Source organism: Mycobacterium marinum (genome assembly GCF_003391395.1).
Taxonomy (GTDB): domain Bacteria; phylum Actinomycetota; class Actinomycetes; order Mycobacteriales; family Mycobacteriaceae; genus Mycobacterium; species Mycobacterium marinum.
Map to the genome: position 1 here is coordinate 3,571,121 of NZ_CP024190.1, position 18,619 is coordinate 3,589,739.

General features: G+C 65.1%; 3 protein-coding genes. 1 reads left to right on the forward strand and 2 read right to left on the reverse strand.

Annotated elements, in window-relative coordinates; genetic code table 11:
* Positions 1-70: 70 nt before the first annotated feature.
* Positions 71-8,071, reverse strand: coding sequence for a type I polyketide synthase (locus CCUG20998_RS14975; RefSeq protein ID WP_116269115.1), 8,001 nt, complete (start codon positions 8,069-8,071; stop codon positions 71-73).
* Complete coding sequence (locus CCUG20998_RS14980) at positions 8,068-16,563, reverse strand: type I polyketide synthase (protein WP_116269116.1); 8,496 nt, start codon at positions 16,561-16,563, stop codon at positions 8,068-8,070. The genes CCUG20998_RS14975 and CCUG20998_RS14980 overlap by 4 nt, the downstream gene beginning before the upstream one ends.
* 425 nt (positions 16,564-16,988) lie before the next feature.
* Between CCUG20998_RS14980 and CCUG20998_RS14985 the strand changes: the two genes are divergently transcribed.
* Positions 16,989-18,590: a DHA2 family efflux MFS transporter permease subunit gene (locus CCUG20998_RS14985; protein ID WP_020729320.1), complete on the forward strand. Its 1,602-nt coding sequence runs from the start codon at positions 16,989-16,991 to the stop codon at positions 18,588-18,590.
* Positions 18,591-18,619: the final 29 nt, after the last annotated feature.

Consider the following 18,619-nt stretch of genomic DNA (forward strand, 5'->3'; position numbering starts at 1 on the left):
GTCGTCAACGTCCCCGCGATCGGCTGATCGCCTGCCATCGAGGATCTTTCGATCAATCTGCTTTCCACTCTCACCGGCCAACTGAATCACCACCCAGATCAGAAAACGACTTGTCAACCCCAACCCGCTCCAGCCCAAACGCTTCGGCCTGGATACCAGCCAGGATCTCTTCGACCGGCCCCTCCGGAGCCTGGTACCGGGGCCGAGCCTGCTCAGCCCCGCCCACCACATCCAATGACGAAATCCGCAGCCCCGCATCAGCAGTCATCGCCACCAACACCCGACCCAACCGGTCCGCGAGGTCGGCGACCCCAAGACCCGTCTCGGGAGTGAGCACGCTGAGCGCGTCGCCCGTCGCTGCGATCATCAGCGTCAGCTGGTCCCTCGCAAATTCGGCGGTCACGGTCACCGGGAAATGCGTCGGACTGTGCGCGGCTGCCAGATGGAAGGTCGCCGCTCCGACGGGGACGTCTTTGCCGACGGCCAAGCCGCCGGTCGGGAAGTTTTCGAATACCAGCAACGTGTCGAACATCTCACCGACACCGGCCGCCTGACGCAGCCGCGCATGACTGAAGTAGGCATATTCACGCACCAGTGCGGTGTCTCGCTGCACCGCCGCGCATAGGTCGGCGATGACTGCTTGCGGATCGAGTCGGACGCGCAGCGGCACGGTGTTGATAAACAGACCGACCATTGACTGCATGCCGGCCAGCTCAGAAGGCCGTCCCGACACCGCAATCCCGAAAACCACATCGTCACGACCGGTCAGCGCCCCTAACACCAACGCCCACGCCACCTGCACCAGCGAATTCAGGGTGACGCCACGACTGCGAGCACCATCAACCAGCCGAGCCGTCACTTCCGCGCCCAGACATAACTCAATACGCTGGGGCTCCTCGGCCACCTGCCCACCCTGGCCACCGGCCAGCGCCCGCGACAACATGGTGGGCGCCGACAGTCCAGCCAGGTAGTCACGCCAAAACTGTTCACCGGACTGCGAATCCCAGCCGCCCAGCCAGCCGAGGTAGTCGCGAAATGGCCGCGGCGGCGCCGCAAGCACATCGATGGCCCCACCCGCCCGATACAAAGCGAAGAGCTCGTTGACAAACACCGCCAGCGACCAACCATCGATCACAATGTGATGGGCGGTGATGACGAATCGCCAACGCTCGTTAGGCAACTCGACAAGCAGAAACCGCATCGTCAGACCACGTTCGAGATCGAATCCCGACCGTTGCTCATCGGCCTCCAGCGAGGCCACCTCTTCCGGCGTCGCGATCACCTGCCGCCACGACAGATCCACGTCACTGGGCACAACCTGCACCGGATGAGGCAAGTCACCGTAGATGAATCGGGCTCGCAGATTCGGATGGCGATACAACATCGATGTAGCGCAGTTGCGAAGCAATGCGGTGTCCAGCTGCCCGAGCACATCAAAGGTCGTCGCGATCGTGTACGGATCATCGACCGGGGACTCGCTGAACATGGCCAGCGCGAACAGCCCCTGCTGCAGCGGGGTCAGCGCCATCACGTCCTCGACGCCGACCAGCGCAGCGCCTGCCTGGTCTCGATCGCGCTGGTCACCGGTTCTCGCCAGAATGTCCGATAGCTCGGCTAATTCGGCTGCCGACAACCCCGACATACCCATCGGCGGGCAAGACAGGCCCGCGTCTCGAAGATCAGCGATCGGAATGGTTTCTAGAGCATTTCGCAGTTCGTCGTCGGGATCAGCAGGTGACGGCCTCGATCCGCCATCTGTTGGGGCATCATTGTTTTCGCCCAGTCGCTGGCTCAGATACCCCGCTAGTAGCTGGGGAGTGGGATAGTCGACGATCAAGGTGGGTGGCAACGCCAGCCCAGAGATGATCTTGAGTCTGTTGCGCAACTCCAGATCCGTCAGTGAGTCCAGTCCCAGGTCCCGGAACGTGTGCTCGGGGTCGACGTCGTCGCCGTTGGGGCGACCCAACACCGCGGCCGCCTGCTCACAGACCATCTCGATGAATGCAACTCTCTGGCGCTCCGGAGCCAGGTCGTTGAGTCGTTGGGTCAAAATCGATTTGGCAGCCATGATGTTGTTGTCGACGCGGCGTCGCACTGGACGGCGAATCAGATCGTTGAACAGCGGCGGCAGCTGGGAAGTGATGGTGGGGTTAGCCAACGCGGCCTCGTCGAGTCGGGAGGTCACCACGGTGGGGTGATCAAGAACTAGTGCGGCATCGAAGAGTTTGATGGCCTGCTCCGCCGAGATCGCCCGCATCCCGATACGGGTCATCCGGTCCACATCGCGACCACGCAAATGCGCGGTCATCGTGCTGGATTGTTCCCACAACCCCCATGCCAGCGAGGTGCCGGCCAGCCCGGTAGCGCGCCGATGCGCTGCCAACGCATCGAGGAATGCGTTGCCAGCGGCATAGTTGGCCTGTCCTGGGGCCCCCAGGGTCGCCGCGATCGACGAACACAACACAAAAGCCGACAGCCCCGAATCCCGGGTGGCCTCGTGCAGATTCCAAGCGCCGTCCACCTTGGCCCGCAACACCGCATCCACCCGCTGCGGCGTCAACGAAGTGATCAACGCGTCGTCGAGTGTCCCTGCGGCGTGAATCACCGCGCTGAGCGGCGGACACTGCTCGGGTAGCTGACTCATCAGCCGTGACACCGCGGCTGGATCTGCGACATCACAGGCGACCACCCGTACCGCGGCCCCCGCCGCGGTCAGTTCGTCGACCAACTCGCGGGCCCCCGCGGCCGCATCACCGCGCCGGCTCACCAACACCACATGCCTCACCCCATGGCTGCTGACCAGATGGCGAGCCAAAACCGCTGCGACCATCCCAGTCCCCCCGGTGATCAAAACCGTGCCCGCCGCCAGCGCATCGGGCAACAAGGTGGGCATGGTCAATATCACCTTGCCGATATGACGCGCCTGGCTGACAAACCGGTACGCGGCCGGAGTGCAGCGCACATCCCAGGTCTTGATCGGCAGCGGATGCAACGCCCGAGCCTGAAACAACTCCAGCAACGCACCTAACATCGCCTGGATGCGCACCGGGCCAGACTCCAGCAAGTCAAACGCGCGATAGGTCACACGGGGATGGTTCTGGGCAATCGTGCGTGGGTCCCGGATATCAGTTTTGCCCATCTCGACAAAGCGGCCACCACGGGCCAGCAACCGCAGCGAGGCATCGATGAACTCCCCGGCCAGCGAGTTGAGCACCACGTCGACGCCGCGGCCGTCGGTGACCGCCAAGAACTTGTCTGCGAAGTCCACCGTGCGCGAATCACCGATGTGGTCATCGTCAAACCCCATGCGCCGCAGGATGTCCCACTTACCGCGGCTGGCCGTGACAAACACTTCCAGTCCCCAATGCCGGGCCAGCTGCACCGCGGCCATGCCCACCCCGCCGGTCGCGGCATGCACCAACACCGACTCCCCAGACCGCACACCCGCCAGATCCGACAACCCGTACCAAGCCGTCAAGAACGCCACCGGCACTCCTGCGGCTTGCGCCAACGACCACCCGCTCGGCAACTTGACCAGTAGGCGCTGATCGACGACGGCCTCAGGCCCGGCCACCCCTACCAGTCCCATCACCTGGTCACCAACACTCAACCTGCGCACGTGGTGGCCGACCTCGACCACCACGCCCGCGCCCTCCCCGCCCAGCGGCGGGGCCTGCCCGGGGTACATCCCCAACACCACGAGTACATCCCGGAAATTGACCCCCGCCGCGGCCACCGCTACCCGCACCTGCCCCGGCCCGAGCGGCGCCTGCGCCTGTGGGTTCGGCTCCATCACCACGCCGGCGAGCGTGCCTTCGCCGCCTGCGGCCAGCCGCCACTGCTGGTGGGCGGGGAGGACGAGGGTTTCCTCCACCGCGGCAAGACGCGCCGCGTGCACCCTTCCGGCACGCACCATGAGTTGGGGTTCTTTGGTGGCCAGCAACCCCGCCAGGTCGACCACGGCAGTATCGGTGTCGATCAGGACGATCCGGCCGGGGTGTTCGGTTTGTGCTGAACGGACCAAACCCCAGACGGCCGCTCCGGCCAGATCGGTGATGTCGTGTTCCGCCGATCCCACGGCGCCATGAGTCGCGATCACCAGCGTCGCCGACCGATCGCGGGCCAGCCAGCGCTGTAACACCTCGAGCGCGGCGTGGGTGGCGCGATAAGCCTGATCGGGCACCCGTCCACCGGCCGGCTCGCAACGCCACAGCACCACATCGGCTTGACCGGCGGCGTGATCATCATCGGCCGCCACATGGTCCGCCCACTCCAACACCACCGGTCGATGACCACCGCTCGTGGACTCCACCGTGATCGGTGACCACGCCAGCTCCAACAACCCTTGATCGGTCTCGCGCGCTGCCGCGCTCAACGCGGCACGTAGTTCGGCGATGCCGACCGGGCGCACTGCCAACGAGGCTGCCGATAGCACCGGGCCTCCCGCGCTATCGGCAAGCTCTATCGAGACCGTCCCAGAGGCACTGGGAGTGATCCGCACCCGCAACCGCTCGGCACCACCCGCATACAAAGACACCCGCTGCCAGGAATACGGCAACACCGCTTCAGCGTTGCCGGCGCGCGACCCGCCGAAATCCAAGGCGCCATACAACCCCGCGTGCAGCGCCGCATCCAACAAAGCCGGATGAATCCCGAACCGGCCCGCTTGAGCGCTGACTTGCTCGGGTAGGGCGACTTCCGCGAACAGCTCCTGGTCGCGCCGCCACAACGCGGTGCACCCGCGAAACGCCTGACCATACTCAAAGCCACGCGCCGCGAGCTGCTCATATGCATCGGAGATTTCCACCCTCACGGCACCGGCCGGAGGCCACTCCGACACCTCCGCCAGCGGCTGCAGGACGTCAACGTCCAGCACACCCTGGGCATTGAGCAGCCACCCGGAATCGGGGCGATCGGCATGCGAATACACCGTCACCGAGCGGCTCCCGTCACCACCGTCGGGGGCGACCACCACCTGCACCTGTACCGGTACGTCGTGGCTCAACACCAACGGAGCAACCATCGTCAACTCCCGCACCAGGGTGCAGCCCACCACGTCACCGGCACGGATCACCAACTCCAAAAACCCTGTGCCTGGGAACAACATCACCCCCAGCACCGCATGGTCGGCCAGCCAAGGTTGAGCGCTCAGCGATAGGCGTCCGGTGAGAATCACCTCCCCCGAATCGGGATGCTCGACTGCGGCGCACAACAAACCGTGCCCAGCCTCACCCAACCCCAAACCCGCAGGATCGACCGATCCTGTTGGGGCCGGCGGCAACCAGAACCGCTGCCGCTGGAACGCATAGGTTGGCAGTTCCACCAACCGCGCACCCCAGCCGGCGTACACCGCCCGCCAGTCCATCCCCACCCCAGCGACATGGGCCTGGCCGGCAGACATCCAAAACCGACCCAACCCGCCATCGTCGCGTCCCAGCGTGGGCACCACCACCACGTTCTTCGCGGCGTCTCCCGTCTCGTCTGCCAAGGTCTCCTCAATTGCATTGAGCAACAACGGATGCGCACTGGCCTCCACAAACACCCCGTAGCCCTGCGCGCCCGCGGCCCGTACTGCCTCCGCAAACTGCACCGTCTGGCGAATGCTGCGAAACCAATACCCGCCATCCAGTTCCGCGGTATCCATCAACCCGCCGGTGACCGTCGAGAAGAACGACGTCGAACTCGGCCGCGGCTCGATGCCTGCCAATGCCTCCATCAAAGGCCCAGCGATCGCATCGACCTGAGCCGAATGCGACGCATAGTCGACCTCGATGCGGCGAGCCCGAACACCCTGGGTCTCAGCGAGGTCCATCAGCTCCAACACGGCATCGACCCGACCCGAGATCACCACCGCAGAAACTCCATTGATGGCGGCAAGGTCGAGCCGATCACCGAAGCCGGCCAGCAACTGCGCTGCCCGCGCCACCCCACAGGCCAGCGACGCCATCGCCCCGGCACCGGCCAAATCCACCAACAGCCGGCTACGCAGTGCCACCACCGCCGCGCCATCTCGCAGCGACAACGCCCCGGCCACACATGCCGCCGCGATCTCCCCCTGCGAATGACCGATCACCGCATCCGGTGTCACCCCCACCGAACGCCACAACTCGGCCAGTGACACCATGATCGCCCACGACAGCGGCTGCACCACATCGACTCGATCCAGCCCCGGCGCCCCCGCTACCCCGGTTACCACATCCAATAGCGACCACGAGACAAACTCCGCTAGCGCCTCACCGCAGCGGCGCATCCGCTCGGCGAACACCGGTGATTCGTCAAATAACTGGCGGCCCATCCCGGTCCACTGGGCGCCTTGGCCGGGGAACACCAGCACCGTTTTGCCCACCGCCGCGGCCTGACCCACCACCACACCAGCACCCGGCTCACCGCGCGCCAGCCCGGTCAACCCCGCCAGCAACGCCTCCCGATCCCGACCAACGACCACCGCGCGATGCTCAAAGACGCAACGCTGCGCCAGCGACAACCCCACATCAACGGGATCGAGGCCATCATCACCACCGACACGACCCAACAACCGACTCGCCTGAGCCACCAACGCCTGCCTCGACTGAGCCGACAACACCCACGGCACCACAGACGCCCGCACCACCGACTCGACCGAGCCCACACCCTGCCCGCAAACCCCTGACACACCGCCACTTTCGGCCACCTCAGGCAACGCCTGCTCAACAATCACATGCGCATTAGTGCCACTAATCCCAAACGAAGACACCCCAGCCCGACGCGGACGCCCCGGCACACCCGGCCACGACCTCGCCCGACTCAACACCTCAACCGCCCCCGCCGACCAATCCACCTGCCCCGAGGGCTCATCAACATGCAACGTCTGCGGCAGCAACCCATGACGCATCGCCTGCACCATCTTGATCACCCCGGCCACCCCCGCCGCCGCCTGAGCATGACCCATATTCGACTTGATCGAACCCACCCACAACGGCCGACCCGGCTCACGATCTTGCCCATAAACCGCCAACAACGCCTGAGCCTCAATCGGATCCCCCAACCTGGTACCCGTCCCATGAGCCTCAACCACATCCACATCCGCAGGCCCCAACCCCGCACCAGCCAACGCCGCCCGAATCACCCGCTGCTGCGCCGGCCCATTCGGAGCCGTCAACCCATGAGAAGCCCCATCCTGATTCACCGCAGACCCACGCACCACCCCCAACACCACACGACCCTGCCGACGCGCATCCGAGAGCCGCTGCAAGACAAGCACTCCCGCACCCTCACCCCACCCCACCCCATCCGCAGCCTCCGCAAACGCCTTACACCGCCCATCCGGAGCCAACCCCCGCTGCCGAGAAAACCCCACAAACACCGACGGCGTCGCCATCACCGTCACCCCACCAGCCAACGCCAGATCACACTCCCCCAACCGCAACGACTGCACAGCCTGATGCACCGCCACCAACGACGAAGAACACGCGGTATCCACCGACACCGCCGGCCCCTCCAACCCCAACACATACGCCACCCGCCCCGAAGCCACACTGGATGTCGAGCCCGTCAGCCCGTACTCCCCCACGTCCAGGCCGGCCCCGATGCCATACGCCTGCGCGAAGATCCCGGTGAACACCCCCGTCGCGGTGCCCCGCAGCGATCGTGGGTCAATCCCGGCCTGTTCCAGGGCTTCCCACGACACCTCTAGCAAGACCCGCTGTTGGGGATCCATCGCCAGCGCCTCGCGCGGGGCGATCCCGAAGAACCCGGCATCAAAGCCGGCCGCATCCTCCAAGAACCCGCCCACCTGGCAATACGTCTTACCCAGTGCATCCGGATCCGGATCAAACAACCTCCCCGCATCCCAGCCCCGATCACCCGGAAAATCCGAAATCACATCCCGGGCCGACACCACCATGTCCCACAACGAGTCCGCCGAATCCACCCCACCCGGAAACCGGCACCCCATTCCCACGATCGCCACCGGCTCTGTTGCGCGGTACTCGGAGGTGCGCAGCTGTGCGCGCAGGTCGTTCAACTCGCCAGCAACCCGTTTGACGTATTGAAGGAGCTTCTGGTGCTTTGTGTCCGCGCTTTCAACGCTCATAGCCCTGGCCCCTTTTCAAGATTCGCGAGCTCGGAGTCGACTAGCAGGAACACCTCGTCAAGTGTCGAAGCGGCCTGGATCCGCTCGTCTAGGCGATGCTCTTCGTCGGTGATTGTGCTCAGGAGGGCGCGCAAGCGATCGGCCACTCGGTGCTTGTCGCCGGCCTCGATGGCCGGCAGCGTTTCCTCGACGTTGTTCAATGCTTCTTCCAGTGGTGAGAGACCCTTGGTGGCAATTCCGATGAGTTCGGCGATGAGCCCCGCCAGCGCGGTGGGCGTGGGATGGTCGAAGACCAAGGTGGGCGACAGGCCGAGCCCGGTAACGGTTTTCAGTCGGTTGCGCAGCTCCACGGCGGTGAGTGAGTCGAACCCCATGTTTTGAAACGTGCTGGCGGGGTTGAGGTCTGTGGCACTGGGGTGCCCGAGCACCGCGGCCGCTTGGGTGCACACCAGGTCAACCAGTAGGTCCTGCTGCTTCTCGGGTTTGAGCCCGTACAGGCGTTGAGCGAAACCTGCTGTGGACGAGGGGGTGTCGTTGTCGACGAGGCGGCGCAACGGACGCTTTATCAGCGTGCTGAATAGCGGCGGCAGCGTGCTACTCAGGGTGTGGTTTGCCAGCACGGCGTGGTCGAGGTGGGCGGCCAGCACGGTGGGCTGGCCAACCGCCAGTGCGGCATCGAATAGTTGCATGGCTTGCTCGGGGCTGATGGCGGCCAGCCCACTACGGCGTATCCGGGCCATGTCGCGGTCGCTCAAATGCGCGGTCATGGTGCTGGACTGTTCCCATAGTCCCCACCCCAGCGACATACCCGGCAGCCCGCCGGCCCGCCGGTAGGCGGCGAGGCCGTCAAGGAATGCGTTGCCGGCCGCGTAGTTGGCCTGCCCCGATGATCCGACGGTAGCCGCGATCGAGGAACACAACACAAACATCGACAACCCCAAATGACGAGTGGCCTCATGCAGGTTCCAGGCGCCATCCACTTTGGCCCGCAACACCGCATCCACCCGATCTGGTGTCAAAGAAGCGATTACCGCGTCGTCAAGGGTGCCGGCGGCATGAATCACCCCGGTTAACGGCGGATGGCAGGTGGATACGTGATCCAGCAACCGCGTCACCGCGGCCCGATCGGCCACGTCACAGGCGACCACCGCCACCGCTGCACCGGCCGCGGCCAAATCGGCGACCAACTCTTCTACACCCGCGGCCGCGTCCCCACGCCGGCTAGCCAACACCACATGCTTGACCCCATAGCTGCTGACGAGATGGCGCGCCAAAACCGCTGCGACCATCCCAGTTCCACCGGTGATCAACACCGAGCCCGCCGCGACCGCATCCGATATCTGGGTGGGCATGGTCAGCACCACTTTGCCGATCTGGCGGGCCTGGCTGACAAACCGGTATGCGGCCGGCGCACAGCGCACATCCCAGGTTCTGGTCGGCAGGCTCTCCAATGCGGATGCCTCAAACAGGGTGTGTAGCTGACCGAGCATCGGTTGGATGCGCGCCGGGCCGGCATCCATCAAGTCAAACGCCTCGTAGATCACACCGGGATACTCGACGGCGATCTGCTGCGGATCGCGGATATCGGTCTTACCCATCTCGATGAAGCGCCCGCCTGGAGCCAACAACCGCAGCGAGGCATCGACGAACTCACCGGCCAGCGAATTGAGTACCACATCCACCCCGCGGCCCCTGGTCGCCGCCAAGAACTTCTCGGCAAACTCCAAGCTACGCGAATCCCCGATTCGGCTGTCGTCAAAACCCATGGACCGCAGCGTGTTCCACTTGCCTCGACTAGCTGTTACGAAAACCTGCGCCCCCCAGAGGCGAGCCAATTGCACCGCAGCCATTCCCACCCCGCCGGTGCCGGCATGCACCAACACCGACTCCCCAGCCCGCACCCCCGCCAGGTCGGCCAACCCGTACCAGGCGGTCAAGAACGCCACCGGCACACCGGCGGCCTCAGCCAATAACCATCCACTGGGCACCCGCACCAGCAGCCGCGCATCCACCACCGCCAACGGCCCCACGCCGGCGATTAACCCCATCACCGCGTCTCCGACACCCACACCGCTGACCTGCGGGCCGACCTCGAGCACCACCCCGGAACCCTCACCACCGAGCACTGGCTGCGCACCGGGATACATCCCTAAGGCCATCAAGACATCCCGGAAATTGACGCCGGCCGCGGCCACCGCCACCCGCACCTGCCCCGGCTCCAGCGGTGCCTGCGCCGGTGGACAGGGCTGCACCACAATGTCAGCCAGCGTGCCGCCGCCACCGGTACCCAGCTGCCAGGCCGATTGCCCGACCGGCACCTCCAGCGGGGCCTCGACCGGGCGCAACCGCGCGCAGAACACGCTGTCGCCGCGTACCACCAGTTGGGGTTCCCGGCTGGCTAGCAGCACACCTAGATCCGGTGTGTTGGGGGTGTCGATGTCCACCAGCACAATGCGGCCCGGGCTCTCGGCTTGTGCCGAACGCGCCAATCCCCACACCGCCGAACCGGCCAGATCGGTGATCGCCTCACCGGGTAGTCCCACCGCGCCATGGGTCACCACCACCAAGCTGGCTAGCTGATCCTGAGCCAGCCAGTACTGCAACACGGATAGGGCAGCATGGATGCGCGCATACACCGAGCCCACCACATCGGTTTCGGCAGTTCGGGACTCCCACACCACCGCCACTGCGCGACCACCAACGCCATCAGCGGCCGCAGCTGCGCCAGCGGTAAAGTCAGCCCAGGACAACACCGTTTGATGGCCCCCACCATCAATAGCCCCGTACGCCGGCGATATTGGTGACCACGCCAGCTCCAGCAGTCCCTGCGCGGGCCGACCGACCGCGGTGGCGGCTCCGGCGTGTAACTGTTCGGCACTAACCGGGCGGGTCACCAGTGACCCCATCGTCAGCACCGGCAGCCCCGCCACATCGGCGCATTCCACCGCGTACCCAACCTCGCCCACCGGGGCAATACGGGCCCGGATCCGTTTGGCGGCCGCGGCATGCAGGGATATCCCTCGCCATGAGTACGGCAACCGGGTGTCACCGCTATCGACGGCCACTGCGGCCGCCTGCAGCACCGCGTCCAACAGCACCGGATGGATGCCATAACCGTTGATCCCCAACTCGGCATCGGCCGGGATGGCGACCTCGGCATAAACCTCTTTGCCGCGTCGCCAAATCGCCTCTATTCCGCGAAATGCCGGCCCATACCGATAGCCAAGTTGTGCCAGCCGTTCATAGGCGTCCGACACCCGCACTGCCTCCGCACCGCTGGGCGGCCATACCGAAAAATCCCCCGACGCAGGCATCGGGTCGACCCCTAGCGCACCCTCGGCGTGCTGTACCCAGGCCGCATCGATGTGATCGGCACGCGAATACACCGACACCGTCCGCCGACCCGAGCGCTCGGCCGCGCCCACTACCACCTGCACCTGTACCTCGGAGCCGTCCGGCACGATCAGTGGGTTCGTCAACGTCAGTTCATCGATGGCCGCGCAGCCGAGCTGATCCCCGGCTCGGATCACCAACTCCACAAACCCGGTGCCCGGCAATAGCACCAGCCCGCCTATCACGTGATCGGCCAACCACGGCTGGGCCCTTTGCGATAGGCGTCCGGCCAGAATCACCTCCCCCGAATCGGGGTGCTCAACCACCGCATCCAGCAGCGGGTGCCGTGGGTTTCCCGACCCCAGCTCGGCCGCGCCAACCGACCCGGCTAAATGTGGCGTCAGCCAAAACCGCTGTCGCATAAACGCATAGGTGGGCAAGGACACCCGACGGCCACCCCAGCCCAGGAAAACCGCAGGCCAGTCCAGCCGCGCGCCACTGGCAAACAGTTGAGCGGCTGCGTCCAGCAGCGAATCCGGCTCGGGCCGCTTCTTGCCCAGCACCGCCACCACCGTTGCCGCTACCGAGCCCAGCGACTGTTCGATGGCGGCAGTCAACCCAGTGCCCGGACCGGCCTCGACGAAATGGGTCGCCCCCTGGGCGCGGGCACATGCCACGCTGTCGCTGAAACGCACCGGTCGGCGGATGTGCTCGCGCCAGTAGGCCTTCGAGCCGTACCCGGGTCCGGCTAGCTCGCCAGTCAGATTGGAGATCACCCCGATCCGCGGCGCCTCCACCGTGACCCGACCGGCAATCTCCGCGAATTCCTCAACGATGGGTTCCATCAACGGTGAATGGAAGGCGTGCGACACCGCCAATTGCTGTACCCGGCGGCCGCGAGCTGCCAGCTGATCCGCAATCGTCATCACCGCAGCCTGCGCACCCGAGATCACCACCTGCTCTGGGGCGTTGATGGCCGCAATGCTCACAGGGTGGGCAGATTCGGCAAGCAACGGGTCCACTTCTTGCTCGCCGACGCCCAAGGCAACCATGACCCCGCCGGCCGGCAGACCCTGCATCAATCGGCCCCGCGCAGCCACCAACATCGCCGCGTCCGCCAAACTCAGCACCCCGGCCACGTGGGCTGCCGACAGCTCCCCCACCGAATGTCCCAACACGAAATCCGGGCGAATTCCCCAGTGCTCCAACAACGCCCATAGTCCGACCTCGAGGGCGAACAACGCCGGCTGCGCGAACTCGGTGCTGTCCAGCAACCCCTTGTCGGTTCCCCACATCACCTCGCGCAGCGGCATCGGCAAATGCTGATCCAGTTCGTCAACCACCGCGTCAAAGGCTCGGGCGAATGCCGGAAATTGCCCATGTAGCCCGCGGCCCATCCCGGTCCACTGGGCGCCTTGGCCGGGGAACACCAGCACCGTTTTGCCCACCGCCGCGGCCTGACCCACCACCACACCAGCACCCGGCTCACCGCGCGCCAGCCCGGTCAACCCCGCCAGCAACGCCTCCCGATCCCGACCAACGACCACCGCGCGATGCTCAAAGACGCAACGCTGCGCCAGCGACAACCCCACATCAACGGGATCGAGGCCATCATCACCACCGACACGACCCAACAACCGACTCGCCTGAGCCACCAACGCCTGCCTCGACTGAGCCGACAACACCCACGGCACCACAGACGCCCGCACCACCGACTCGACCGAGCCCACACCCTGCCCGCAAACCCCTGACACACCGCCACTTTCGGCCACCTCAGGCAACGCCTGCTCAACAATCACATGCGCATTAGTGCCACTAATCCCAAACGAAGACACCCCAGCCCGACGCGGACGCCCCGGCACACCCGGCCACGACCTCGCCCGACTCAACACCTCAACCGCCCCCGCCGACCAATCCACCTGCCCCGAGGGCTCATCAACATGCAACGTCTGCGGCAGCAACCCATGACGCATCGCCTGCACCATCTTGATCACCCCGGCCACCCCCGCCGCCGCCTGAGCATGACCCATATTCGACTTGATCGAACCCACCCACAACGGCCGACCCGGCTCACGATCTTGCCCATAAACCGCCAACAACGCCTGAGCCTCAATCGGATCCCCCAACCTGGTACCCGTCCCATGAGCCTCAACCACATCCACATCCGCAGGCCCCAACCCCGCACCAGCCAACGCCGCCCGAATCACCCGCTGCTGCGCCGGCCCATTCGGAGCCGTCAACCCATGAGAAGCCCCATCCTGATTCACCGCAGACCCACGCACCACCCCCAACACCACACGACCCTGCCGACGCGCATCCGAGAGCCGCTGCAAGACAAGCACTCCCGCACCCTCACCCCACCCCACCCCATCCGCAGCCTCCGCAAACGCCTTACACCGCCCATCCGGAGCTAACCCCCGCTGCCGAGAAAACCCCACAAACACCGACGGCGTCGCCATCACCGTCACCCCACCAGCCAACGCCAGATCACACTCCCCCAACCGCAACGACTGCACAGCCTGATGCACCGCCACCAACGACGAAGAACACGCGGTATCCACCGACACCGCCGGCCCCTCCAACCCCAACACATACGCCACCCGCCCCGAAGCCACACTGGTGGCGGTGCCAGTCATGGCATATCCATCCGCGCTGTCTGAACCGCCATCCCCATAGGGCTGCGCCCAGGTGCCCACGAATACCCCGGTAGCGCTTCCCCGCAGCGCCTTTGGGTCAATCCCGGCGTCTTCCAACGCCTCCCACGACACCTCTAGCAAGACCCGCTGTTGGGGATCCATCGCCAGCGCCTCGCGCGGGGCGATCCCGAAGAACCCGGCATCAAAGCCGGCCGCATCCTCTAAGAACCCGCCCACCTGGCAATACGTCTTACCCAGTGCATCCGGATCCGGATCAAACAACCTCCCCGCATCCCAGCCCCGATCACCCGGAAAATCCGAAATCACATCCCGGGCCGACACCACCATGTCCCACAAGGAGTCCGCCGAATCCACCCCACCCGGAAACCGGCACCCGATACCGACGATGGCCACCGGGTCTGCCGGAAGCGCCACTGCGCCAGCGTCACTCGCCGCATGATGCCCCAACCGTTCTCGCACTCGACGCTGGTGACGTGTCTTTTCACCTAGGCTCAGGATCTGGACCAGATCTCCAACCGTGGGATGGTTGAAGATGTCTACGGGTTGCACGTCTTGGCCCAGCACCTGACTTAGCCGCGACGCCAACTCGGTGACTCCGATCGAGTTGAGGCCCTGATCCCCCAGCGATCGATCGATGTCCACACTGGCCGCGCCGATACCCAAGACCTCGGCCGCCTGCCCGCACACCACCGATAGCAGCTGCTCGGTCCTGGGCGCGGCGCCAACGGGTTCATCGTCTGTGCGGCGGTCCACCAGCAGCGCTTGGGCTTGCAGGGTGCCGTCGAGAAAGCGGGCGCGGCACCGCGAGCGCTGCACCTTGCCGCTGGTCGTCTTGCTCACGCTCCCCGGCGGCCCCAGCACTACCACCCCACAGCGCAGCTGGTGGTCTTTCAACACCGCCGCCCGGATCGCCGCCACTACCCCTGCGAGCAGGTCGGGCGACCCGTCGGTGCGCACCTCGACCAGCACCGCCAGCGTCTCGCTGTTGCCGTCCGCTACGGCGAAAGCCGCGAACCCGCCCGGCCTGATCGCGGGGTGGCAATCTCGCAGGCTGTCCTCAATGTCTTGCGGATAGATGTTGCGCCCCGCCAGGATCAGCAGATCCTTGATTCGCCCACACACATACAGCTCACCGTCGTGCAGAAAGCCCAAATCCCCCGTTCGCAGGTAGCCGCGGCCACCCTCGACCCCGGCTAACGCAGCCTGAAACGTGGCACGGCTTTTCGCTGACAATCCCCAGTAGCCGGCGGCTTTGCTCGGCGAGTCCGCCCAGATCTCCCCCACCTGTCCCTCGCCGAGTGGAACACACAGCTCGGGGTCCACGATGCGCACATCCACGTCATCGGTTGGCTGCCCGCAGCCCATCAGGACCTGGGCATCGGGAGCGTCGCTAGGAACCGCTAGCTGCCGCGTTTCCAGCTGGCAGCGATCCACCCGCAGGCTCGAGCGCCCGGACACGGTGATGCCGACGGTGTGTTCCGCAAGCCCGTAGCACGGACAGAAGGCTTCCCGGCGGATCCCTGAGGCGGCAAAGGCTTCAAAGAAGCGGCGGGTGGTGTCCTCGCGCACCGGTTCCGCGGCACTCACTATCACCTGCAACGGGCTCAGATCCCAGCCAGCGCGCTGCTCGGCAGTGGTCTTGCGCATCGCCAACTCGAATCCGAAGTTGGGTGCGACAGTGACGGTGGCGCGAACCCGGTCCATGACCTCAAACCACAAGGCAGGGCGCTGGATAAAGCTCATCGGCGACATCATGGTGAGGTCGAAATTGCCGGCCAACGCGCTCAGAATGCCGCTGATGAGGCCGAAGTCGTGGTACGGCGGCACCCAGAAGACAGCCCGATGGCCCGGGCCGAGTCCGATGAAGCGGCGGTTGAACTCGGCCTGATGCACCACGTTGCCATGGGTGATGACCACACCCTTGGGGTCCGATGTTGAACCCGAGGTGTACTGCAGTAGGGCAGGCGTCTGCGGGCTGGGGGCCCACTCTGAGATCGCCTCACTCACGGCCCGCGGGGCGCCCGTTCCGCGCCCACTGGCCCCCCGCGATGTCACGTGCCAGGGAAGGGCATTCCGCCAGTCCTCATCGAAGGCCGTCCCCACCGGAGCGGCCACGTCTAGCTGCCGAGCGTCGGCATAGTGGTGGCTGGTCAGGACCGCTGTTGCGCCGCAGTCGAGTGCCACCCGCCGGAAGGCTTCGCCGGACTTTTGTGGGTTGATCGGGTCCGGGGGGAACACCGGCACCGCGATTACCCCGGCCGCCATGCACCCCAGCAATCCACACACGAAGTCCAGACCGGGCGGATACACCAAGACCGCCCGATCTCCGGGCGCCAAGCCGCAATCCTGCCGCACGAACTGGGCAACCTTATTCATTTCGGTCACCACATCGGCGCGACTCATCGATTCGGTGACCAGGCCTCGATCATTCACAAAAGAGAGGGCAGCGGCGTCTGGGATTTGCGTTCCCAGTTCCCGAACCCGGTCCAATATCAATGACATGATCGCCCCCTACAGTGGCGTGAAAAACCCGGTCGACCAAGCCGACAATCTATCACCAACTATCGGACAAATTCGCCCGCATCTCCACTCGAGGAATAAATAAACAAAGGATGAATTTCTACCTTTCCAACGAACCCGTCACCCCAGCGAGAAATTCATCACCGGGTTAATTGATCCTTGGGCCACTTCGGATTTGGGCTGCGTCTTTGACGCCGTTTTGATACTGTCGACTGGCTGGCGGCTCGTCATCGATTTCACGCGCGAACCGCGCGAACCCGATGCAGCCAGGGCGTGGGAAATCGTTGCCTTTTGAGAAGTATTTTCGCGGATAAGACAACTCTCAGTGAATTCACCAGAGCATGAATAACAATTTTCGAACTGATCGGGGCTGCGAAAGCAACCCGTGCCGTACAAGGTGTCTCGCGATGGAGCCCTGCGGGGCCGATGCACGCGCCACTGCGACGCAGCTGGGCCCGACTCCAGACAACTATCCCGACCGGCTCGACTGGCCGACCATCCGAATTGCGGGCGTGTGCCTGATAGCCGCGATCATGGCGAACCTCGACATCAGCATCGTCACCGTCGCGCAACGCACCTTCACCGTGGCATTCCATTCCACCCAGGCCACTGTCGCCTGGACCGTGGCCGGCTACATGCTTGGAATGGCCACCGCTACGCCAATGACAGGGTGGGCGGCCGACCGATTGGGCGCCAAACGGCTGTTCATGGGCGCGGTTGCGACGTTCACGCTCGGCTCAATGCTGTGTGCGAGCGCCCCGAACATTGGGCTACTGATCACATTTCGCGTGGTGCAGGGTATCGGTGGGGGCGTGCTGGGGCCGCTGGTCCTCGCCATCGTGACCCACCAGGCGGGCCCAAAGCGGCTCGGCCGCCTGCTCGCGGTAGGGGCCATTCCCATGCTGACTGCCCCGATGTTGGGACCGATTCTGGGTGGTTGGCTGATCGACTCGTACGGCTGGCAATGGATTTTTCTGATCAACGTGCCGGCCGGCCTGTTGGCATTCGGCCTTGCCGCGATCCTCGTCCCGGAGGATCCACCGAAACCGTCCGAACGCTTCGACTTCATCGGCATGCTACTGCTGTTGCCCGGCATCGCGATGCTCTTGTTGGGAGTATCAGCAATCCCAGGGTCGGGCACGGTAACCGATCACCGCGTGTGGGTACCGGCGATCAGCGGTGCGGTGTTGATTACCGCGTTCGCCCTGCACGCCTGGTATCGAACGGATCACCCGCTAATCGATCTGCGGTTGTTTACCGACCGAGTGGTCCGGCTGGCCAACCTGGCGCTGCTGTTGTACGTCGCCGGGGCGGCGGGTGCCAGCCTGTTACTGCCGAGCTACTTTCAGCAACTGCTACACCAGACTCCAATGCGGTCCGGGCTGATGATGGTCCCTATCGGATTCGGAGCCATGCTGACCATGCCGCTTACCGGCGCCTTCATGGACAGCCGCGGTCCACGCAAGGTGGTGCTGATCGGACTCACTCTGATTGCCACCGGAACGGGCACATTCGTCTTCGGAGTCGCCAACGAGGCAGATTATCTGCCCACGCTGCTGGCCGGCCTGACCGTCGCCGGTATGGGCTTGGGCTGCACCGGACTGCTGCTCGCCGCGTCGGTAATGCGAGTCCTGGCCCCGCATCAGATCGCCCGCGGATCGGCGCTGATCAGCGTCAATCAGCAGATATCCGGCTCGATAGGTGCGGCACTGATGTCGATGATCCTGACCAACCAGTTCTGCCGGAGCCACACCATCTCGACAGCAAACAACATGGCGGTGTTGCGCGAGAACGCCGAGCGCCACGTCGTGCCGATTGCCCCCTCGGCGGTACCGGCGCGAGCGGTTGGCCCCGATTTTTTGGTCGAGTTGCAGCATGACCTTTCGCATGCCTACACGCTGACGTTCGCGGTGGCCGCCGTCCTCGGGGCGCTGGCGTATTTTCCCGCGGCGTTCCTACCGACAAAGCCAACAACGATTGCGCCAGGAGAAGTCGATGTCCCGGGGTGAAACCCGCTGTGCCCCATCCCGCTGCGCTG

Excerpts from the sequence above, each read along its gene's own strand:
- CCUG20998_RS14975 (WP_116269115.1), bottom strand. The coding sequence starts at position 8,071 with ATGAGCGTTGAAAGCGCGGACACAAAGCACCAGAAGCTCCTTCAATAC.
- CCUG20998_RS14980 (WP_116269116.1), bottom strand. The coding sequence starts at position 16,563 with ATGTCATTGATATTGGACCGGGTTCGGGAACTGGGAACGCAAATCCCA.
- CCUG20998_RS14985 (WP_020729320.1), top strand. The coding sequence starts at position 16,989 with ATGGAGCCCTGCGGGGCCGATGCACGCGCCACTGCGACGCAGCTGGGC.